This is a genomic window from Saccharothrix luteola (assembly GCF_020859565.1).
GTDB classification, from domain to species: Bacteria; Actinomycetota; Actinomycetes; order Mycobacteriales; family Pseudonocardiaceae; genus Actinosynnema; species Actinosynnema luteola.
Window position 1 is genome coordinate 123,369 of the sequence record NZ_JAJHUO010000012.1, and the last position, 20,547, is coordinate 143,915.

Consider the following 20,547-nt stretch of genomic DNA (forward strand, 5'->3'; position numbering starts at 1 on the left):
TCAGTCCTGGTCGAGCAGCGGCAGGGTGAGCCGGAAGCGGGCGCCTTCGCCGAGCGCCGTGTCCAGGTCGATGTCGCCGTCGTGCGCGCGGGCGAGGGAGCGGGCGATGGCCAGGCCCAGCCCGGCGTTGGCGCCGCCCGTGCGGTTGCGGGAGTGGTCGGCGCGGTAGAAGCGGTCGAAGACGCGGGTCGCCTGCTAGGCCGTCAGGCCCGGCCCCTCGTCGGCTACCTCCAGCACGGCGCGGCCGTCCGCCGTGCCGACGCCGATGCGGACGGCGGTGCCCGGCGGGGTGTACGTGGCGGCGTTGCCCACCAGGTTGGTGATGACCTGGCGCAGGCGGTCCTCGTCGCCGTGCACCGGGGCCGGTCCGGGTGGTCCGGCGCCGTCGGGGCCGGTGAGCTCGACCTTTCGGGACGGGTCGAGGGCGCGCAGGTCGTGCCGGGCGTCGTTGGCGAGGGTGCGCAGGTCCATCGGGGCGGGGTCGAGCTGGCCCTCCGGCGCTTCGTCCAGCCGGGCGAGCAGCAGCAGGTCCTCGGTGAGGGCGGTGAGCCGGGTGGCCTCGCGGTCGATCCGGCGCATCGCCTCGTCCACGTCGGCGCGCCCGGGCATCGCGCCCATCCGGTAGAGCTCGGTGGAGCCCTTGATGCCGAACAGCGGCGTGCGCAGCTCGTGGCTGACGTCCGACAGGAACGTGCGCATGCGGGCCTCCGCCGCGGCCCGGTCGGCGAAGGCCTGTTCGAGCTGGCCCAGCATGGTGTTGAGCGACGCCGCGAGGTGCCCGACCTCCGTGGTCGGCGCGGCGAGCACGGGCACGCGCCGGGTGAGGTCGCCGTCGGCGATGGCGGCGGCGGTGTGCTCGATCCGGCGCAGCGGTCGCAGGCCGCGGCCGAGCGCGAACCAGCCGACCGCCGTCAGCAGCACGAGCAGCACGGCGCCGCTGACCAGGCTGGTCGTCCGGAGCCGGGCGACGGTGGCGTCGGCCTCGGCGAGCGGTGCGGCGGCGATCACCGTGCCGCCCCAGCCGGTGATCGGCATCGCGACGGCGCGCCACCTCGCCGAGTCGCCCGCGGCGCGCAGGTCGACGGCGTCACCACCGGCCGGGACGGCGCGCAGCTCGTCGGGCGAGGGCAACGTCGCGCCGTCGAGGCGGCTGGCGTGGATGCCGCCCGCCGGTTCGCCGTCCGCGTCGAGGTACACCAGGTACGGCGTGCCGAGAAGTTCGAGGGCCGGGTCGAGGAGTTCGGGGTGGCGGGCGGTGTCCACGACCTCGGGTGGCCCGGTGGTCGACACGCCGGAGACGATCGCGGCGAACGAGCGCAGCTGGTCGTCGATGCGGGCGAGCTGGTAGCGCTCCAGCTGGTCGGAGACGACCGCGCCGACGAGGCCCAACCCGGCCAGCAGCAGGCCCGAGGTGAGCAGCAGCAGCCTGGCCCGCAGCGAGAACCGGCCGAGCACGCGCCTCACCCCGTCGGCTCCCGCATCACGTAGCCGACGCCGTGCACGGTGTGGATCAGCTTGGGGTCCTCGACGTCGACCTTGCGGCGCAGGTAGGAGATGTAGGTGTCGACGATGCCGGCGTCGCCGCCGAAGTCGTAGCGCCACACCCGGTCGAGGATCTGCGCCTTGGACACCACGCGCCCGGCGTTCTCCATCAGGTAGCGCAGGAGCCGGAACTCGGTGGGCGAGACGCGGACGGGCCGTCCCGCCCGCGTCACCTGGTGCCCCTCGGCGTCGAGCGCGAGCGCGCCCACGGTCAGCACGCCGGCCTGGTGGCCCGAGGTGCGGCGCAGGATCGCGCGGATCCGGGCGATCAGCTCCTCCAGGTCGAACGGCTTGGTCACGTAGTCGTCCGCGCCGAGCGACAGCCCGGTGACCTTGTCGGACTGGCGGTCCCGCGCGGTGAGGAAGAGGACGGGCACCGGACCGCGGTGGCCCTCCGCGCGCCGCTCACGCAGCCGCCGGACCACCTCGAACCCGTCCACGTCCGGCAGCATCACGTCGAGCAGCACGAGGTCGGGCGCCTCCGCGGTGGCCGCGGCGAGCGCCTCGGCGCCGGTCGCCGCGGACGTCACCCGGAACCCCGCGAACCTCAGCGTCGCGGACAGCAGCTCGCGCACGGTCGCCTCGTCGTCCACCACCAGCAGCGTCATCGCCCGACCAGGTCCGCCCACGCCGGCCAGGATACGGAGGCCAACCTGAGGGAACTGCCCCGTTCTGGCCGCGGACGGGGTGTTCGTCGCTGCGCTCTCGGCCGGCTCGGGTGCCGAAGCGCTCGACCGGTGGGGTCCTTCCGCATTTTTCTCCGTCGCCACTTATCGAGGGCCGGACTTGTCCGCAATGCCGCTTACGGTGGCGGCAGCCGATCAGGCCGAACCACCCTGTTCATGGATGACGAGGGAACACGATGTTCAACCCAACCGATTTTCCCGAGCCCACCACCGTTTCCGTCAACGGCGTGGAACTCGAAGTCTTCGAAGCGGGCCGGCACCACGGCGGCGAGCCCATCGTGCTCTGCCACGGCTGGCCGGAGCACGCCTTTTCGTGGCGTTATCAGATTCCCGCCCTCGTCGCCGCAGGCTACCACGTCATCGTTCCGAACCAGCGGGGTTACGGCAACTCGTCCCGTCCGACCGAGGTGACCGACTACGACATCGAACACCTGTCGGGTGATCTCGTCGCACTTCTCGACCACTACGGCTACGACGATGCCACCTTCGTCGGCCATGACTGGGGTGCGATGGTCGTCTGGGGGTTGACCTTGTTGCACCCCGGGCGGGTGAACAAGGTGGTCAACCTGAGCTTGCCGTACATCGAACGCGGCGAGAAGCCCTGGATCGAGGTCCTGGAACAGGTGTTCGGCGGCGACTTCTACTTCGTCCACTTCAACCGGCAGCCAGGCGTCGCGGACGCCGTGTTCGACGAGAACCCGCTCCGATTCCTCCGCAACCTGTACCGGAAGAACGTGCCTCCCGCAGAACCCCGGCCGGGTATGGCGTTGATCAATCTTGCCAGGGCGGAAAAGCCGCTCGGTGAGCCCGTCATGAGCGATGGTGAACTGGCCGTGTTCGTGTCCGCTTTCGAATCGTCGGGGTTCACGGGCGGTGTGAACTGGTACAGGAACCTCGACCGCAATTGGCACTTGTTGGCGGACGTGGACCCGATCATCCACCAGCCCACCCTCATGGTCTACGGCGACCGGGATCCGGTGGCGAAGTCGGAGAACCTGGCGGACTTCGTGCCCGAGGTGGAGGTGGTCAGCCTGGATTGCGGTCACTGGATCCAGCAGGAGAAGCCGGAAGAAACGAACCGGGTGATCCTGAACTGGCTGGGACGGCGGGGTTCCGCCTAGGGCTGCTTGACCGCCTGCACGATCCACGCGGCGGACGCGTAGCGCACGCCGTGCTCGTCCAGGTGCCGGGCGATGTCCTCCCGTGCGGCCTGGACGACCCGTGCGCGCGCGTCCTCGTCGAGTTCGGCCAGCTGAGAGGCCTGCCGGGCGGTCATGAACGCCAACGCGTCCTCCACGTCGTGGCCGAGCCACACCGGTTCGCTGACGGCGTGCAGCTCGACGTCCGTCATGCCCGCGCCGGTCAGCAGCGCGCGCACCCGGTCGGGGTCGCCGAGCGAGAACGGGTGCGCCCCTGCGGGCAGGGGCTTGCCGGCGGCGAACAGCGTGCGGAACGTGGACGCGAACTCGTTGCGCGCCAACGGTTGCCACGTCAGCAGCGCCATCCGGCCGCCGGGTCGCAGGGCGGTCGCGATGTTGGCGAAGGCCTTGTCCGGGTCGCCGAAGAACATCACCCCGTGGCGGCTGATCACGAGGTCGAACGCGGCCTCGGGGAACGGGTGCACCTGGGCGTCGGCCTGCTCGAACGCGATGTTGGCGATCCCGTCGAGCCCGGCCCGCCGCCGTGCCTCTTCGATCATCCTGGACGACAGGTCCACGCCGAGGGCGTGGGCGGCGCGCCGGGCGGCTTCGCGCGTGGACTTGCCGGTGCCGCAGCCGATGTCCAGGACGCGGTCGGTGGGGTCCACCCGGGCCGCGTCGAGCAGCCGTTCGTGGTACCGGGCGGCACCTTCGTCGAAGCGGTCGGCGTGGTCGGTCCAGAAGGCGCCCTGGTCGCCGTCCCACGCGGTGAGCTGGTCGGAGTTGGTCGGATCCACCCGCACGGTCATCCGCCGGACGCTACCGCCGCCCCGCCGCCTCGGTGACCGCGTTCCCGCCGCGCCGTGCGGGTCTGCGCCGCGTCGGGTTCGGAGGCCCGGCGCGTTCCGGTATCCGCCGCCTGATCACCGTGTGGTCTGGTCGGCAGACCGGAACCGCGCGCGGAGGTCGACGAGCAGGCTGCCCGAGAAGCCCGCCGCGGCGCCGGCCGCGAGCCCCAGCCCGAGTGCGACCAGCGGGTCGGCCGCCAACCGCGCCTCCAAGACGGGGAGCGTGAACCCGAACGCGACGACGCCCAGCTCCACCGTCACCCGCGACAGCACTGCCGACCCGCCCAGTGCCGCTCCTACCACCGCCGCCAGCCACACCGAGACGCGCGCGGCACGGCGCAGCGGCCCGCCGTCGCGACCACCGGACCGGGCGACGAGGGCGCCGAGACCCAGCAGCACGGCCACCGCGACCCAGGTCAGCGGCCCGCCCGGCGTGGGCGGCCCGACCGCGTCCAGGACGCACGAGAGCGCGCCGTCCGAGGTCACCGTCCACGGCACGCCCAGCCCGAGCGACAACGCGCCGAACACCACCAGCGGCAGCCCGAGCAGCACCGCCCCGGCCGCCGCGGCCCCGGAGAACACCCACGCGACGAGCAGGCACACGACGGTGAGCGCGATCGTCGTCCACACCACGCCCCGCACGGCCACCCGGAAACGCGTGACCAGCCAGCACACGCCGACGACCGCGAGCACCCAGCCCACCGCGCCTGCCACGGCAGGCCAGACCGGCACGGCGAACCCGGCGCCCAGCGCGTCCACGGACCCACCCCGGCCGAACGGCCCCGCCGCCGGCACCCCGCAGGCGGACGCCCCGGACCCGCCGCCCGTCGCACCGCCCGGCAGCGCCACCGTCCCCCGGGCCGCCCACGCCACCGCGGCCACCCCCGCCGGGAACGCCACCACCGCCGCCGCACCCCGGCCGAGCAGACCGTCCCGACGACGCAGCAGCAGCCACGCCAGCACCACCGCGCCCACCAGCGAGACACCCAGCGGCGCCACCGTGACGCCACCCCGCACGGCGAAAGGCAGGTCAGCCGCCGCGCTGAACTCCACCGACCCGCCCACGGCCAGGGCGACCACGGCCGCCGTCAGCCCGCCGAACCCGCCGATCCGGTCGGCGTCCAGCAGCAACAGCCCGGCCGCCGCGACCCCCACCATGGCGGCCAACGCCGCGACCGACGCCACCACACCCCGGCACACCTCCCGCGGCGTGACCATCACACGTCACGACGGTGGAAGACGACGAACGCGGCGGCCAGCACCGCGGCGACCCCGAGGCACATCCCGCCCAGGTTCAGCCAGGGGTGCGGGTGGGCCGGGTCCGGCACCGTCGCGAGCACGGCGACCGCACCCTTGCTCGGCCAGAAGTCGAACAGGCCCTGGAGCCACGACGGGAACAGCCCCGACAGCGCGGGCACCAGGAACACGATCCCCACCAGCGTGGCGAGCGCACCCGCCGTGGCACGCATGATCGTGCCGAGGCCGATCGCGAGCAGTGCGATCGCCGCGAGGTAGAGCCCGCCGCCCGCCACGGCGGGGAGCACACCGGGGTCGCCGAGCCGCGCGTGCGGCACGCCGTGCCCGGCGAGGAGCGCCTGGCCGAGCAGGAACGCGGCGAACATCAGCGCCTGCCCCGCCACCGCGGCGACAGCGGCGGCCACCACCACCTTGGCCGCCAGCAGCCGGCTCCTGCGCGGCGCGGCGGCCAACGACGTCCGCACCAGGCCCGTCGCGTACTCGGAGGTGACGACCAGGATGCCGAGCACACCGATGATCAACTGGGCGACGACGTGCGTGGTCAGGCTGAGGTTCGTCGGATCCCACGCCGGCCGGTCCGCAGGGGATGAAGTCGCGTACTCCTCGCCCGCCGCGCCCATCGAGAGGAACGTGATGCCGAGCCCGACCGCGAACAGGCACGCCAGCGTGTACCAGGTGGAACGCAGGCTGCGCAGCTTGACCCACTCGGCGTGCAGGGCGTGGCCGAACCGCACGCGGGTCACGAGCCCGCTCATGCCGCCGCCCCCTGGTACTCGACGCTGTCCCTGGTCAGCTCCATGAACGCGTCCTCGAGCGAGGGCCGCTGCGGGGTGAGCTCGCTGAGCACGACACCGTGGTAGCAGGCGAGCTTGCCGATCTCCCCGCTCGTCAGGCCGGACACGACCAGCGCGGCTTCGGGACCTTCCCGCACGGTCGCGCCGGACGCGGTCAGCCGCAGCGCGAACGCGGCCGGCTCGGGCGTCCGGACGAGCACGGTGCCCTCGCCGCTGCCGCGGAGGAACTCGCCCATGCCCGTGTCGGCGATGAGCCGGCCACGGCCGATGACGACGAGGTGGTCGGCGGTCTGCGCCATCTCGCTCATGAGGTGGCTGGAGACCAGCACCGCGCGTCCCTCGCGGGCCAGGGACCGCATGAAGTCCCGGATCCAGCGGATGCCCTCGGGGTCGAGCCCGTTCACCGGTTCGTCGAAGATCAGCACGCGCGGGTCGCCCAGCAGCGCCGCCGCGATGCCGAGCCGCTGCCGCATGCCGAGCGAGAACCCGCCCGCCCGCTTGCCCGCCACGCCTTCGAGCCCGGTCCTGGCGAGCACCTCGTCGACCCGCCGCCGGGGCAGGCCGTTGCTCACGGCGAGCGCCAGCAGGTGGTCGTACGCCTTGCGGGAACCGTGCACGGCGCCCGCGTCGAGCAGCGCGCCGACCTCGGTCAGCGGCACGGGCAGGTCGCGGTAGCGGCGTCCGCCGACCGTGGCCGAACCGCTCGTGGGCGCGGCCAACCCCAGGATCACCTTCATGGTCGTGGACTTGCCCGCGCCGTTCGGCCCGAGGAACCCGGTCACCTGCCCGGCCTCGACGGTGAACGACAGGTCGTCCACCACGGTGTCGGGCCCGTACCGCTTGGTCAGGCCCCGCACGTCGATCATCGTCATGGGTCCGAGCCTGGCGCGCCGGCCTGGCCGATCCCTGGGTGCTCCTGGGAGAACCCTGGGAATCCGACGCACCCGACCGTGCGCCGCGCACCGCCGCCGCGGCGCACTCACAGGGAACACCCAGACCGGAACTAGTGGTCGCGCCCGCTAGTTCGTCGGGGGTGATCATGCTGTCGGTGGTTGTGGGGCGTGGCGGTCATGGCGGCCGATCCGTGTGAGCAGCCGGTTGAGGTCGTGGCGGGTGAAGGTCCAGTCGAAGGGCTGGGCGGTGGCGTTGTAGTGCTCCTGGAAGGACATCAGTCGTTCGGTGGCTTCGTCGAGGTCGCCGAAGTCGTCCGGGGTGAGCGCTTTGCGCTGCACGGCGGAGAAGTAGATCTCCACCTGGTTCAACCACGAGGCGTGTACCGGTGAGCGGACCAGGTGGGCGTTGGGGAAGGCGTCGTTCATCCGGGCCGTGGCGGCCCAGTTGCGGTGGGACGCCCTGTCGTCCACGATCCAGAACACGCGGCGGGCGCCGGCGTAGGGCTCGGTGGTCATGACCTGGTCGACCAGACGGGAGAACGGGACGATGCCCGTGGTGGGCTCGCAGCGGCCGATCACACGGGCATGCCGGACGTCGTAGGCGGCGAAGTAGGCCGGCGTGCCGCCACGGGAGTATTCGGATTCCACCCGCATCGGCCGGTGGGCACCGGCGGCCAGGGTGACGTGGAGCCGGTACCGGGCCCGCACGCCGGGTTTCCCGTCCGCGCTGGGAACGAAGTCGTTCTCTCCCAACGGCTCACCCTCCCGGACGCGGGAGTACAGGTCGAGCACCCGGGCCGCCTTGACCGCGAAGTACGGATCGCGCGGAAAGATCCACGACCGGTGCTGCCACGGCTTGATCGCGTCGGCGGCCAGCCGGCGGCGCACCGTGGATGCCGACACCCGCTTGCAGACGCCGCGGGCGACCGCCTCGCGGGCCGGCTCCGGGCAGCTCCACCGCGCCAAGGGCATGTCGCTCTGCGTGGGCGGCTCGCAGGCCGGTGCCTTGACCTCCGCCACGACCGCGGCCGGGAAGACCCGCGGCCTCCCCACGCGCGGCCGGTCGGCCAACCCCGGCAGCCCTTCGTGGCGGAACCGCCTGCGCCACCTGCGCACCGTGTCCTCGAGGATCCGCAGTTCGCGGGCGATGCCGGCGTTGGACCACCCGTCGGCGGCGGCCAACACGATCCGGGCCCGCGGCACCCGGCGATGCTCGGCACGACCACTGCGCGCCAGAGCCTCCGGTGCCTGCCGATCCGCTTCGTCCAGCGTGATCGCATACGGGCTCCGCACGGCCACTCAATCCACCCACTCCAAGATCGACTACGGGAGTGGGACGGTATCGGGCAGGATCGTGACCCATGGCCTCCCCGCCCGAGTCGACAAAGTCTCGCTGCGCCAACGCCTGCCGGCACGCGCCCGGGAACGCCGGCCCCGACTGGCCAGCGTGCGGGTGCGCCACCACGGCGCGTTCGCCTACGTCACCGGCGACCTCGCCGACGGCACCACCCTGCCGCTGCTGCGGTCGCGCTACAACGGATCCGCCACCACCCGGGGCTTCGCCATCCACCGCGCCAGCCACAACGACTACGGGAATTCGATCCTGCCCAGCGGACACCCCTTCGGCACACCACAGGAAGCCCTCGACTGCGCCTGTGGGCTCTACCTCAACGACATCACCGCCTGGCGCCAACCCCCGACGAACCAGCGGGCGCGACCACTAGGTGGTGGTGAGCAGGTGCGCCGGCACCGCGTCCGCCAACGCCCGGTAGCCGGTGGGGTTGAGGTGCAGGTGGTCGCCGCTGTCGTAGGCGGCCCGGAGCCTGCGTGGTTGGGCGGGGTCGCGGACGGCCTGGTCGAAGTCGATCACGGCGTCGAACCGGCCACTGGTGCGGATCCAGGTGTTGACCGCCTGCCGGGCCTGGTCGTGGTGGCCCGCGGCGTCGTCGTAGCCGTTGCCCCCGAACGGTGTGAGCGTGGCGCCGTGGACGCGGATGCCCTGGGCGTGGGACTGGACGATGATCTGGTCGTAGGCGTCGATCAGTTCGGCGGCGACCTGGCGCTGACCGGCGTCGGTGGCGGGGGAGCCGCCGATGTCGTTGACGCCCTCGAAGACCACCAGCCACGCGATCCCGCTCTGCGCCAGCACGTCGCGGTCCAGGCGGGACAGCGCGGTCGGGCCCAGGCCGCCCCGGAGCACGCTGTTGCCGCCCGCGGCCTGGTTGATCACCGCGACGTCCGCGGTGTCCGGCTGGGACTGGAGCCGGGCCAGGAGCTGGTCGGGCCAGCGGTCGTTGCCGTTGGTGGTGGAACCCCGCCCGTCGGTCAACGAGTCGCCGAGCACGACCGCGGCGGCCGCGGTCGGACCGGACAGCACCTCGACGCCGCTGAGGAAGTACCAGTGGTCGGTGGGTGTGGAGCCGGACATCGCGTCGGCGCGGACGTGGTTGCCGGCCAGCAGGTGCGAGGTGGTGCGCGAGCCGGGGTGCGAGGTGATGCTCGTGGACGCCTGTCCTTGTGCCAGGTAGGTCGTCACGGTCAGGTTCGCCTGGGCCGCGAGGGGGAAGGAGATCGGGTCGGAGACCGTTTGAGCACCCTTCTGGATGGTCGTGGACGTCTTGCCGTGGAACGTGACCTGGCGCGATGTGCCCGGCTCGACGGCGTTCACGCCGGCCTGGCCGCCGCGCGGCTGGGCGACGGTGACGGCGGTGATGGGCAGCGGCGCGCCGCCGAAGGCGTTGGAGAACCGCAGCCTGAGCTGGTCGCCGCCGACGGAGACGTGCACGGTCTGGCGCAGGGTCGCGTTGGCCATGACCACGCCGTTCTGGGTGAACGGCGCGGGGGGCATGTTGGACGACTCGGTCAGCTGGGGCATCGACGCCCACGTGTGCACCCAGCGTTCGGCGGACGCCGGCGCCGAGCCGATCGCCTGCGACGCCACCACGAGGGCCGCCGCGGCGGCCAGCCCGATGATCGACGAAGTCCTGCTCATGACCCCTCCTTCGCCCTGCCGGTCGTGCAGGTCGGGGCCAGGCCGGTGCCGACGCCCGTGCCCTGGAAGCCGAACTCGGTGGACTGGCCGGCGGCGACGCGGCCGTTGTAGCTCGCGTTGGTCCACCGGACGGTGCCGGTGTCGCCGTCACGGTGGGCGTTCCAGGCGTTGGTGACGGTCGCGCCGGGTGGCAGGGTGAGCGTCACGGTCCAGCCGTCGACGTCGGACGACCCGGCGGCGACCTTCACGGTGGCGGTGAAGCCGCCGTTCCACGAGTTCGACGACGCGGACGCGGTGCACCCGGCCGGACCGCCCGGCGTCGTGGTGGTGCTGGTCGGCGTGGTCGTCGTCGGATCGTCGGGTGAGGCCCGGTGGCTCTCCGGTGGGCCGAGGTAGCTGTACTTCAGGCCGCCGGTGTCGACCACCAGTTTCTGCAGCACGGCCGTGGGGTCGACGGCCCAGAACTTCAGGGTGTGCACGCCGGGGGACGAGACGGTGAACGTGGTCGACGTGCGGTTGACGGCCTCCAGGGCGTTCATCTCCCAGCCCTTGTTCATGGCCGTGTCGTCGGACCCGGTCGCCGTCGTGATGTTCACCGTCTTCGGCGCCTGGTCGTCGATCGACATCGCGTACTCGACACCGGCGCCGGGGCGGACGTTGTTGCGCGGTGACAGGTAGGCCCACACCGTGACCGGTCCGGTCGTGGTGAGGGTGACCTGGTACTCCAAGCGCGCGCCTGCGCCGCCCGGTGTCTGGTCACGGGCGGTCACCGGGCTGGGTCGCATGCCCGACCCGGTGCGGCCGATGCCGGGCAGGTGCGACCACGAGACGCCGTTGCCGTCGACGGCCCTGGTGTAGTGGTCGGCCTCGATGGAGACGTAGCCGTTCGCCTCCACGAAACCCTCCTGCGGCGCGGCGGGCTTGTTCACCACCGCCTGCACGGTGACGGTGCGGCCCGCGCCGGTGACGGTGATCGGCACCGTCGTCTTCCCGGCCGGTGCCCGGGACCAGTCCACCGTGAACGTGGCACGGGTCTGCTTCGTGACGGTGCCACTGGCCGGGGTCGCGGTCAGCCACGGCACGGACGGCGTGATCCGGTAGGTGAACGCGGCGGCACCCCGGTTGAACACCTCGACGTGCTGGGCGGGCTGGGTCTGGTACGGGCTGAACTCGGGCAGCACCGGCTGCTCGGTGGCGTTGGGCCACCAGTTGAGCGATCCGTCGATCGCCACGCCCATCGACGCCGCCGACGGCACGGTGACGCGCTGCACCGCCGGGTAGATCTGGTCGGGCTCGGGCGGTTCCTGCCAACTGGCGTTGTTGCCGTACCGGGCCTTGTCGCCGTAGCCGAACTTGGTCTGCGTCTGCCAGCCGGTCCACTTCCCGCCGGCGAGGGTGTTGTTGTAGTGGTTGGACATCGCCACGTCGTCGACCAGGCGTGCCTCGGCGGTCGCGGCGAGGTCGTTGGTGGCCGCCCGGCCTTGTGAGGCGTACCAGCGGTTGAGGAACTGCGCCCTGCGCAGGGCGTACAGGTTGGCGGTGGCCTTCGCCGGGTAGAGCACGAGCTGGTGGTAGGCGTCCTGGTCGGCCGCGGGCAGCGTGCGGCCCACCGCTTGGGCCCGGGCCGCCAACGCCTCCCACTCCGCCGTGACCCGGTCCAGCTCGCCGTAGTTCTCGATGCTGTACGGGGTCATCGCGTCGTCGGTGGTGATCGCGCCGGCCGCGTTCCTCGTGTAACGCCGGTTGGTCGCCTCCGGCTTGCGACGCGCCTGGAGCTGTCCGTACGCGTGCAGCACGTCGGCGATCGCGGGCGCGGCCTGCTCGCCGAAGTTCTGGGCGGCGTACTGCCGGGTCCACTCCTCGACGCCGTCGGCGGGGATGGCGGCGGGGTTCCAGGCGTAGTCGAGGAAGAACTGCGTGGGCGCCTCCTCGTTCTTCAGGTCGCCGACGTTGACCACCCACAACCGGTCGATGCCGCTCTGGTACGACAAGTCCAGCTGCTCGCGGGTGTTGGCCAGGTTGATCGTGTCGACCCACTTGTAGTTGCGTCCGCCGCCGACGTAGTCGAAGTGGTAGTACAGGCCGTACCCGCCCGACCGCGGCGCCAGTGCGGGGTCCGGGACATTGCGCATGTTGCCCCAGTTGTCGTCGGCGAACACCACCGTGACGTCGTCGGGCGGGCGCATGCCGCGGTCCCAGTAGCGCTGGACTTCCTTGTAGAGCGTGAAGACCTGCGGGATCCGGTCGAGCGGTGCGCTGCTCTCGCGGTCCAGGATCCGGCGTTGGCTCGCGATGATGCCCTGCATGAGCTCGACGCCGTCGCCGTCCGGCAGGCTGGTGTCGCCCTCGCCGCGCATGCCCAGGGTCACGACGCCTTCGAACTTCTCCCGCTCCATGCGCTTGATGCCGTCGGCCCAGTAGTTCTCCACGGCGGTGGCGTTGCGCACGAAGCTCCACTCGCCGTTGCCGCCGTAGCGGGTGGGGTTGCGCTTCCACTCCTCGATGCCGCGCATCATCGGGGCTTCGTGCGAGGTGCCCATCACGACGCCGTACCGGGTGGCGGTGGCGTGGTTCTCGGGATCGTCCTCGGCGAACGCCCGGCCCCACACCGCGGGCCAGAGGTAGTTGGCCTTGAGGCGCAACATGGCCTCGAAGACCTTCTCGTAGTACAGCCGGTTCAACCCACCGGCCTGGCCGGGCGCGAGGCCGGGGCCGAACGTCGCCCGTGCCCACCGCCCGGTGGAGGGGTTCTCGTCGTTGATGAACACGCCCCGGTACTTCACGGCCGGCGTGCCCTGGGAGTGGCTGCCCGGGCGGACGTACAAGGCGCTGTGCTTGCGGGCCGGCACGTCGTCGAAGTAGTGCCACGGCGACACCCCGATGCGCCGCGACACGTCGTAGACGCCGAAGATCGTGCCCCGCTGGTCGCTGCCCGCGATCACCAGCGCCCGGCTCACCCCCGCCACGGGGTTCTCGACCACCTGTTGCAGCGAGGTCTCCCACTTGCCCCGGATCCGGGTGACGTCGAGCTTCCCGGCGGACACCAACCCGTCGATCAGCGCGCTGCGGCCGAGGGTGCCGACCAGCACCACTTCGCCGGACGTCGGCGTGCCCGTGGAGACGGTCGGCCGCACGCCGGTGACGCGCTCCACGTCGGTGCGCAGGTCGTCCACCACCCGCACCACGCCCGGGTAGTCGCCGCCGCTCACGAACACCGGCGTGGCCCTGCCGTTCGCGGCGAGCGTGAACCCGCCGTCCACCGGGGCGAACGAGATGTAGTCGCCCTCGGCGGCGGCCGACGCGTCCGGTGCGCGGGCGGTCATCACGACCGCCGGCGCCACCGTCGCGAGGACGACCAAGCCGAGGAGCGCGGACACGACCGGTGAGCGGCTCATGAGCGGACCTCGTAGGTGACCAGGGAGCGAGCGGGGATCGTGGACGTGAACGCGCCGCCGTTGATGGTGACGGGGGTCTGCGCGGCGGTGTTGTTCGAGCCGTTGGTGAGGTGCGGGACGGCCTGCGTGCCGATGTCCGTGCCGCGCAGGGTGACGGGCACGGAGACGGCCGAGCGGGTGGTGTTCAGCGCCACGACGGCCAGCGAGCCGTCCGCGTTGCGGAACGCGGCCACCTTCACGTCGGCGTCGGCGGCGGTGGCGGAGACCCTGGTGGCGCCGGGGCGGATGTAGCGGCTGTAGTTGGCCAGCGCCCACAGGCGCGACGAGGTCTGGAACGAGTCGCCGTTCAGCCGGATCAGCGGCGAGTTGGCGGTGCTGTTCGCCGCGCCCCACCAGTGCAGGAACGCGCTCACGTTCGCCGAGGTCAGCGCGGTCATCGTCCGGTCGGCCCAGGTGAAGCCGGAGCCGGCCGACCCGTCGTCCCACGCGGTGGTGAACGGGTCGAAGTTCGCCCACTCGGTCATCCACGTCGGCTTGGCCGCCTGGGTGAACGGCGTAGTGGGCGGGGAGCTGTAACCGTGCCTGCCGGCCACGTCCAGCGCGGAGAACGCCGCACCGTCCCGGGCGATGGTGTTCACCATGTCGTTGCCGTGCCGCCAGCCCATGGCGTCGCAGCACACGATCTCGAGGTCGAGGCCGTTGGCGCGCAGCCGCGAGTCGAGCACCTTGACGAAGTCCGCCGCCTGCGCGCCGTTGACGATCATGCTGGAGTACGTGGTGGTGAGCTCGGGCTCGTTCACGAAGCCCAGGTGCGTGATCGGCACCCCGGAGTCCCGGTTGAGCTGCACGTACTTGACCAGGTAGTCAGCGTAGGCCCGCCGCCAGTCGCCACTGGCGCAACTCGCGCCGGGCATGCCGCACAGCGTGCCGCCATCGACCTCGCTGCCGTTGGTCTTCATGTAGCCGGGCGCGCTCCACGCGTCGGCGTAGATCGTGCGCACGCCGTAGGCCAAGGCTTGCTTGGACAGCCACACCTGACCGCGGTCGGTGCCGTCCCACCGCCACGTCGGCGTGGCGCTCGGGCCGCTGGGGGCCGTCGGCGCGATGGTGTTGGCCGCGCCGGAGTCGATCAGGTTGCGCAGGATGCTGAAACCCGCGCCCCGGCTCCGGTCGAACAGCAGGTCGAGCACCTCGCGCTGGTTGGCGGCCGACAGGCCCAGCGCGCCGCCGAGCACCTTGGCCTGACCGAACGCCTGGGAGAAGCCGAAACCGTCGACGCGCTGGTACGTGGTCGCGGTGTCCACCGTGACCGCGGTGGCCGCCCAGGCGACCGGCGCGCCGACCGGCGTCACGCCCGCCGCCACGACCAGCGCCGTGGCGACGGCGCGCAGCCGTCGCCGTTGGAACACCGTCCGGAACATCGTCGTCCCTCCGAATCGCTCCCGCCCGTTGCGGAAGTTAGGGACGCGGAGCGGGGGAGGGCAACCACGGCGACCGTGCGGAGAATGGGGACCAGAGGACGAGTCCGCAGGTCGAAAGCTTTCGATCAACTGTGGAAACGCTTCGGGACTTCACTCGTTCGGCGCAGCCGGATTTCGGTATGTGGACTCACTTCGGCGGCGCGGTGCTGTCGCGGACGATGAGGGTGGTGGCCAGCTCGACCCGGGCCTGGTCGGGCGTCCGGCCCGCGGCCAGGGCCAGGACCAGCTCGGCGGCGGCGGCGCCCATCTCGACCATCGGCTGCCGCACGGTCGTCATCGGCGGCCCGCACCAGCGCACGGCCGGTATGTCGTCGAAGCCGACCACGCTGAGGTCCTCGGGGATGCGCAGGCCCGCCTGCCGGGCCGCCTCGTAGACGCCGAGCGCCTGGAGGTCGTTGCCGCACAGCACGGCGGTGGGCGGGTCGGGCAGCCTCAGCAGCTCGCGGGCGTGGTTGAACCCCTCCTCGAAGGCGAACCACTGCCCGATGCGCACCAACCGGTCGTCCAGCGGCACGCCGTGCTCGGCCATCGCCGCCCGGATGCCGCCGAGCCTGGCCCGCGCGCACATCCGGTCGGGCGGACCGGCGATGACGGCGATGCGCTGGTGGCCGAGGGAGAGCAGGTGCCGGGCCGCCGCGATGCCGCCGCTCCAGTTGGCCGCGCCGACCGACGGCACCGAGTGCTCCGGCTCGCCCGTCGGGTCCAGCGCCACCAGCGGGATGCCGCTCGTGGCCAGCAGGCCGTGCTGCTCGCTGGTGAAGCCGAGGTGCACGACGACCACGCCGTACGGCTGCCGCGACAGCAGGTCGTGCGCCCACGACCGGCCGGTCGCCGACTGGCGCGCGGCGTCGGTGAAGCCGACGGCCAGCCGGTGCGTGCCCGCGACCCGCTCCACGCCGTGCATGACCTCGACCGCCAGGTAGCTCTGCATGCCGAAGAAGACGACCTCCACGTTCGGCGCCCGCACGACCGCCTCCGGCCGCCGGTAGCCGTGCTCGCGCAGGGCCGCCTCCACCCGCCGCCGGGTCGTCGCCGCCACGCCCGGACGCCCGTTGAGCACCTTCGACACCGTCGGCGCGGACACACCGGCCAGCCGCGCGACCGCCGCGACGGTCAGCTCGCCACGCCTGCGCCCACGCGGCCGTGCGTTCGCGAGCGGACGCTCCCTGGCCTGCGGGTTCCGCATCGCGTCCACCTCGTCGAGCAGCCGGGTCCGGACCGACTCCGCCTCGCGGTCGGCCGCGGGACCGGCGGGCACCGTCTCGGTCAGGTAGCGCCGCTTGCCCGAGCCGGGGTCGACCCCGGCGTACACCCGCACCCGCAACGACCCGCTCGGCAGCCGTTCGACCTCGCCACGCGCCTGCCGCCGTGCACCGGGAGTTCCCATGGAGCCAACGGTACCGAAAATATAGCTCCACAGCGACCGGCAACTAGCTCCACGGAATCGACGCTCTCCACGCGCCGGTTAGCGACCTGTTAGCGCGCCCTGGGAGGGTCCGGCTCGGAGAGGACTCATGGGGAGAGGACGCACCATGCCCGGAACCACCACGCTCAAGACGCTGACCGCGACAGGTCGGGACCGGCTGCCGGGCACGACCAGCGGCGGCGTGCACTTCGGGCGCGACGCCGAGGGCGGGCTCTACCACCACATCGACGACAACCCGTACGACGGCAGTGGGATGGACCTGCTGTCCGCGCAACCGGCCACCGTCGCCTGACTGGAAGGAGATGCGGACATGAGGGTGCACCGGGGGATCGTCACGGCCGTCGTGGTCGTGGCCGCGAGCATGGCGGTGGCGGCGCCCGCGCAGGCCGCCGCGCCGTTGTTCCAGCTGCCGTTCCCGTGCGGCCAGACGTGGCGGGGCGACTCGGACGGCAGCACCGCCCACAGGTCGTGGGAGATCGACTTCAACCGCGGCTCCGGCGCCGACGACCTCGGCGACCCGGTCGTCGCGGCGGCGGCGGGCGTCGTGCGGACGGCGGCGCACCAGGGTTCGGACAACGGCTACGGCAACTTGGTGAAGATCGAGCACACCGACGGCTCCTTCACCTACTACGCCCACCTGAACACGATGGCGGTCCGGGAGGGCCAGAGCGTGGCGCAGGGCGCGAGCATCGGCACGGTCGGCAACACCAGCAGGCCGGGCAACGACATCAGCCCGCACCTGCACTACGAGGTCCGGCTCGGCTCCGGTTACCCGGGCAACATCCAGCCCGCCTACTTCGACGGCGTGCGGTTCGGCTACCCCGACCAGACGCTGACCTCCCGCAACTGCGGCGGCGGCGTGGCGGGCACGGCGTCCATCTACGGCGCGACGTCCGACGGCCGCCTCACCTACACCGCCGTCGACGCGGCCACCGGCGACCGGACGCACGGCGCGGTCGTGTCCGGCGCGTCGTTGGGCTTCGTGCCGAAGGCGATGGCGACGTTGAACTTCAACACCCTCTTGGTCACCTCGCCCGGTGGTCAGCTCTACCGCGTCGACGTGATCACGAACAACACGTCGTTGGCGTTCAACGCTCCGGTGCTGCTCGGTGGTGGGTGGACGCACGACCTGCTGGCTTATGACGGCCGGGGGAGTCTGTACGGCATCGCCGATGGCGCACTCCGCCGCTACACGGTGACAGCCAACAAGCCTGCCGCGGCGAACATCGTCAGTGACGGTCTGATCGACACCGGCTTCACACTGAAGACGCTGACGGCGACCGGGGCGGACTGGCTGCTCGGCACGACCAGCGCGGGAGAGCTGCTGTCGTACCGGATCCGCGGTGCGGGCGACTGGACCCGCTACGAGCTCAGGTCGAGCACGTGGCAGGTCTTCCGGCACCTCCTGTCGGCCGGTGGCGGTGTCTACTTCGGACACGACGCCGAGGGCGGGCTGCTGCGCTACACGGACGCGAACCCGTACGACGGCAGCGGGGCGGACCTGCGCGGCCCGGACACCGTGGACGCGCAGGGCTGGACGCAGGTCCTGCTGTCCGCGCAACCGGGCACGGTCGCCTGATCGCCTCCCCGGCCGCGGGCTCGCACCGCGGCCGGGGACGTCCGTCGCTACTGTGGGTCAGGTGCCACGAAACCGCCTGTACCGCGACGGCACGCTCGCGGAGGAGGACTTCCCGCTCGCCGACGTGCCCCGGCTGCTGCGCGACGAGGACGCCGTCGTCTGGCTCGACCTGTGCGGCCCGACCGAGTCGGACCTGGCGGTCATAGCGGACGAACTGGGCCTGCACGAGACGTCCGTCGAAGACGCGCTGGAGCACCACGAGCGGCCCAAGCTGCACCAGTACGACACGCACCTGCTCGTGAACGCGTACGCGGTGAGCCTGGACGAGGCGTCGGGCCGGTTGACGACGGCGGAGCTGTCGGCGTTCGTGACGGCGCGGGCGTTGATCACGGTCCGCAACGACGACCGGTTCGACGTGGACGCCCTGACCAGGCGGTGGGACGAGTCGTCGAGCCTGGCCGGCAGCGGGGTCGGCTTCCTGCTGCACGGGCTGCTGGACGTCGTCGTGGACAGCCACTTCGACGCCGTGCAGGCGCTCGACGACCACATCGAGGGCCTGGAGGACCTGGTGTTCGCCGAGCGGCCGGACGACCCCGACATGCAACGGCGGGCGTTGGCGATGCGGAAGTCGCTGGTGACGCTGCGCCGGGTCGTGCTGCCGATGCGCGAAGTGCTCAGCGGCCTGATGCGCCGCGACCACGCCGTGGTGGACAGCCGGATGACGCCCTACTACCAGGACGTCTACGACCACGTGCTGCGTGCGTCGGAGTGGACGGAGTCGTTGCGGGACATGGTCGCCACCATCCGCGACATCCAGCTCAACCTCCAGGGCAACCGGCTGAACCTGATCATGAAGAAGGTGACCGGGTGGGCCGCGATCATCGCCGTGCCGACCGCGGTGACCGGCTTCTACGGCCAGAACGTCCCCTACCCGGGCTTCGACCAGGTGTGGGGCTTCTGGGTCTCCACGGTCGCCATGCTCCTGCTGTCCGCCGGGCTGTACGCGCTGTTCAAGCGACGCGACTGGATCTGACCGAGCGGCACGCGGGAGGATGGTCGGTGAAGGGGGTGGACATGACGGAGCAGGGTGATCGTCAGGCGCCGGGTGTCGAGGCGTTGACGGACAAGATCAGGCAGCTCGTGGACGAGGGCAACACGCGTCGGGTGGTCGTGCGCAACGCCGACGGCGAGCCGGTGCTCGACATCCCGGTGACGGCCGGCGTGGTGGCCGCGGTGGCCGCGCCGGTGGTGACGGCCGTGGCGGCTCTCGCGGCTCTCGCGGGCCCGTGGTCGGTCGGCGTGGAGCGCCCGGAGCCGACCGAGGCCGAGACCGAGGCCGAGGCCGAGACCGAGGCCGGGACCGTCGACGCGACCGAGAGCGACGACGAGAACGACAGTGAGAGCGACAGTGAGGGCGACACGGGCACTGACACCGTGCCGCCCGTGAAGGGCTGAGGACCGAGCCAGGGCGACCCTGGACCGAAGAGGCGGTGGGCGCGATGTCGTCCACCGCCTCTGGCGACTTCGGGGCTGTGCGGTGGGGCATCGGGGGAGTGCGTCCGATGTGGAGGTCCACAACGGACGACGGCGGGTCGGTCGTCGGCAGTCCCCTCGTGGTGGCGAGGACGGGCGGCGAGGTCTCATTTGACCGGTCAAATCGCGCAATTCTGGCGCGCGCCGAAGCGTCGCGTCAACCGGAGCGGTGCGGGGTCGCGGAGTCGGCCGCCCTTTTCGGGTCCGGTGCTTCGGAGGTGCGCAGGTCGGTGGCCGGGCGGTTCCGGAGTGCCGTCCCGGTCGGCGCGCGGGACCGTTCACCGCACTCTGTGGAGAACCTGTCGGCCGAGTTAACGTGAAGATCGTCCGGCTGGCCGTCGATCGCGGCCCCTATATGTCCTCTATATCTCCATGTTAAGGCGGCACTCGAACGTGCCGCAAGTCCACCGGCGTTCAACGGGCCGTTCGGCTCGATTTGACACCCCTTCAACGGGTCGCTAGCTTGCCGCGCCGGACAATGTGAACGGTGTTCTTGTTCAGGGTTTTGAGACGGATTTGTCAGCGTGCTGCGCCAATCGGCTGATTGTGATCGACAAGCCGCGTTGCCAAGGTGGTCGGTGCTGAGGAACGGGAACGACTCGATACCTGTTGGAGATTGACGAGCCCGTTCGACGATCGGCAACCTCCGAGATCTGCGCAGATCAGGGAGGTTCCGGCACACCCTCCAGTACTGGGGCGGTGTGCGCAGTACCGTGACGCGTGGTCCGCCGGCCGCGCGCGAACTTCCATCAAGGACAACGGCAGTGAATACGATCTCCTGTCCCAGGGGCCCGTTCACCGCCGTTCCCGAGCTATTCGGGAACGCGGTGCGCGGGGCGGACAAACGTGAGGCGGGCACTACCGGCGGTAACTCGGGTGGCGCGGTCGACACCGCGCCGCCGGGCGTCACGCCGAGTCGTGCGCAGCGGTCGCACCCGTGGCACGTGTCGCACCCGACACGTGTGCCACGTGCGGCGCGACC

General features: G+C 71.8%; 15 protein-coding genes and 1 pseudogene. 5 read left to right on the top strand and 11 right to left on the bottom strand.

Features of this window, described 5'->3' with window-relative positions; translation table 11 throughout:
• Both LNK82_RS18410 and LNK82_RS18415 read right to left on the bottom strand, forming a co-directional pair.
• Positions 1–1,035, bottom strand: a pseudogene (locus LNK82_RS18410) (HAMP domain-containing sensor histidine kinase).
• A 425-nt stretch (positions 1,036–1,460) separates the two neighbouring features.
• Positions 1,461–2,150: a response regulator transcription factor gene (locus tag LNK82_RS18415; protein ID WP_230568338.1), complete on the bottom strand. Its 690-nt coding sequence runs from the start codon at positions 2,148–2,150 to the stop codon at positions 1,461–1,463.
• A gap of 254 nt (positions 2,151–2,404) precedes the next feature.
• Between LNK82_RS18415 and LNK82_RS18420 the strand changes: the two genes are divergently transcribed.
• The gene (locus LNK82_RS18420; protein ID WP_230568232.1) at positions 2,405–3,349 is read left to right on the top strand and encodes an alpha/beta fold hydrolase; all 945 of its coding nucleotides are present in this window, start codon (positions 2,405–2,407) and stop codon (positions 3,347–3,349) included.
• On the opposite strand, the gene LNK82_RS18425 is transcribed toward LNK82_RS18420, so the two are convergent.
• The 9 genes from LNK82_RS18425 to LNK82_RS18465 all read right to left on the bottom strand — a co-directional run bounded on the left by LNK82_RS18425 (position 3,346) and on the right by LNK82_RS18465 (position 16,414).
• Positions 3,346–4,176 carry a class I SAM-dependent methyltransferase gene (locus LNK82_RS18425; protein WP_230568233.1) on the bottom strand — a complete coding sequence of 277 codons (831 nt, stop codon included), beginning with the start codon at positions 4,174–4,176 and terminating at the stop codon, positions 3,346–3,348. The genes LNK82_RS18420 and LNK82_RS18425 overlap by 4 nt on opposite strands.
• A 114-nt stretch (positions 4,177–4,290) precedes the next feature.
• Positions 4,291–5,433, bottom strand: a complete 1,143-nt coding sequence (locus tag LNK82_RS18430; RefSeq protein ID WP_230568234.1) for a streptophobe family protein — start codon at positions 5,431–5,433, stop codon at positions 4,291–4,293.
• The gene (locus LNK82_RS18435; RefSeq protein ID WP_230568235.1) at positions 5,433–6,227 is read right to left on the bottom strand and encodes an ABC transporter permease; all 795 of its coding nucleotides are present in this window, start codon (positions 6,225–6,227) and stop codon (positions 5,433–5,435) included. Before LNK82_RS18435 ends, LNK82_RS18430 begins: the two co-directional genes overlap by 1 nt.
• Positions 6,224–7,132 (bottom strand): ABC transporter ATP-binding protein, encoded by a 909-nt coding sequence (locus LNK82_RS18440; protein WP_372470519.1) that lies wholly within the window; start codon positions 7,130–7,132, stop codon positions 6,224–6,226. Before LNK82_RS18440 ends, LNK82_RS18435 begins: the two co-directional genes overlap by 4 nt.
• A 171-nt stretch (positions 7,133–7,303) precedes the next feature.
• The gene (locus LNK82_RS18445; RefSeq protein WP_230568237.1) at positions 7,304–8,452 is read right to left on the bottom strand and encodes an IS630 family transposase; all 1,149 of its coding nucleotides are present in this window, start codon (positions 8,450–8,452) and stop codon (positions 7,304–7,306) included.
• Between the two features lie 427 nt (positions 8,453–8,879).
• Positions 8,880–10,151, bottom strand: a complete 1,272-nt coding sequence (locus tag LNK82_RS18450; RefSeq protein WP_230568238.1) for an SGNH/GDSL hydrolase family protein — start codon at positions 10,149–10,151, stop codon at positions 8,880–8,882.
• Entirely contained in the window at positions 10,148–13,546 is a 3,399-nt protein-coding gene (locus LNK82_RS18455) for a glycosyl hydrolase 115 family protein (protein ID WP_230568239.1), read from the bottom strand. Before LNK82_RS18455 ends, LNK82_RS18450 begins: the two co-directional genes overlap by 4 nt.
• On the bottom strand, positions 13,543–14,967 hold the full coding sequence (locus LNK82_RS18460) for a glycoside hydrolase family 30 protein (RefSeq protein WP_230568240.1): 1,425 nt from the start codon (positions 14,965–14,967) through the stop codon (positions 13,543–13,545). Before LNK82_RS18460 ends, LNK82_RS18455 begins: the two co-directional genes overlap by 4 nt.
• 187 nt (positions 14,968–15,154) lie before the next feature.
• On the bottom strand, positions 15,155–16,414 hold the full coding sequence (locus LNK82_RS18465) for a LacI family DNA-binding transcriptional regulator (protein ID WP_230568241.1): 1,260 nt from the start codon (positions 16,412–16,414) through the stop codon (positions 15,155–15,157).
• Positions 16,415–16,559: 145 nt separating this feature from the next.
• On the opposite strand from LNK82_RS18465, the gene LNK82_RS18470 reads away from it, so the two are divergent.
• From LNK82_RS18470 to LNK82_RS18485, 4 genes are all read left to right on the top strand, one after another.
• Positions 16,560–16,745: a hypothetical protein gene (locus tag LNK82_RS18470; protein WP_230568242.1), complete on the top strand. Its 186-nt coding sequence runs from the start codon at positions 16,560–16,562 to the stop codon at positions 16,743–16,745.
• 18 nt (positions 16,746–16,763) lie between these two features.
• Positions 16,764–18,032, top strand: a complete 1,269-nt coding sequence (locus LNK82_RS18475; protein ID WP_230568243.1) for a M23 family metallopeptidase — start codon at positions 16,764–16,766, stop codon at positions 18,030–18,032.
• A 61-nt stretch (positions 18,033–18,093) separates the two neighbouring features.
• The gene (locus tag LNK82_RS18480) at positions 18,094–19,065 is read left to right on the top strand and encodes a magnesium transporter CorA family protein (protein ID WP_230568244.1); all 972 of its coding nucleotides are present in this window, start codon (positions 18,094–18,096) and stop codon (positions 19,063–19,065) included.
• Positions 19,066–19,091: 26 nt separating this feature from the next.
• Complete coding sequence (locus LNK82_RS18485; RefSeq protein WP_230568245.1) at positions 19,092–19,487, top strand: DUF4342 domain-containing protein; 396 nt, start codon at positions 19,092–19,094, stop codon at positions 19,485–19,487.
• The last annotated feature ends 1,060 nt before the right edge of the window (positions 19,488–20,547 follow it).

Coding starts and splice junctions, on each gene's coding strand:
- LNK82_RS18450 (WP_230568238.1), bottom strand. CDS start 10,151: ATGAGCAGGACTTCGTCGATCATCGGGCTGGCCGCCGCGGCGGCCCTC.
- LNK82_RS18420 (WP_230568232.1), top strand. CDS start 2,405: ATGTTCAACCCAACCGATTTTCCCGAGCCCACCACCGTTTCCGTCAAC.
- LNK82_RS18435 (WP_230568235.1), bottom strand. CDS start 6,227: ATGAGCGGGCTCGTGACCCGCGTGCGGTTCGGCCACGCCCTGCACGCC.
- LNK82_RS18415 (WP_230568338.1), bottom strand. CDS start 2,150: ATGACGCTGCTGGTGGTGGACGACGAGGCGACCGTGCGCGAGCTGCTG.
- LNK82_RS18470 (WP_230568242.1), top strand. CDS start 16,560: ATGCCCGGAACCACCACGCTCAAGACGCTGACCGCGACAGGTCGGGAC.
- LNK82_RS18430 (WP_230568234.1), bottom strand. CDS start 5,433: ATGGTCACGCCGCGGGAGGTGTGCCGGGGTGTGGTGGCGTCGGTCGCG.
- LNK82_RS18475 (WP_230568243.1), top strand. CDS start 16,764: ATGAGGGTGCACCGGGGGATCGTCACGGCCGTCGTGGTCGTGGCCGCG.
- LNK82_RS18440 (WP_372470519.1), bottom strand. CDS start 7,132: ATGATCGACGTGCGGGGCCTGACCAAGCGGTACGGGCCCGACACCGTG.
- LNK82_RS18465 (WP_230568241.1), bottom strand. CDS start 16,414: ATGGGAACTCCCGGTGCACGGCGGCAGGCGCGTGGCGAGGTCGAACGG.
- LNK82_RS18455 (WP_230568239.1), bottom strand. CDS start 13,546: ATGAGCCGCTCACCGGTCGTGTCCGCGCTCCTCGGCTTGGTCGTCCTC.
- LNK82_RS18425 (WP_230568233.1), bottom strand. CDS start 4,176: ATGACCGTGCGGGTGGATCCGACCAACTCCGACCAGCTCACCGCGTGG.
- LNK82_RS18460 (WP_230568240.1), bottom strand. CDS start 14,967: ATGTTCCGGACGGTGTTCCAACGGCGACGGCTGCGCGCCGTCGCCACG.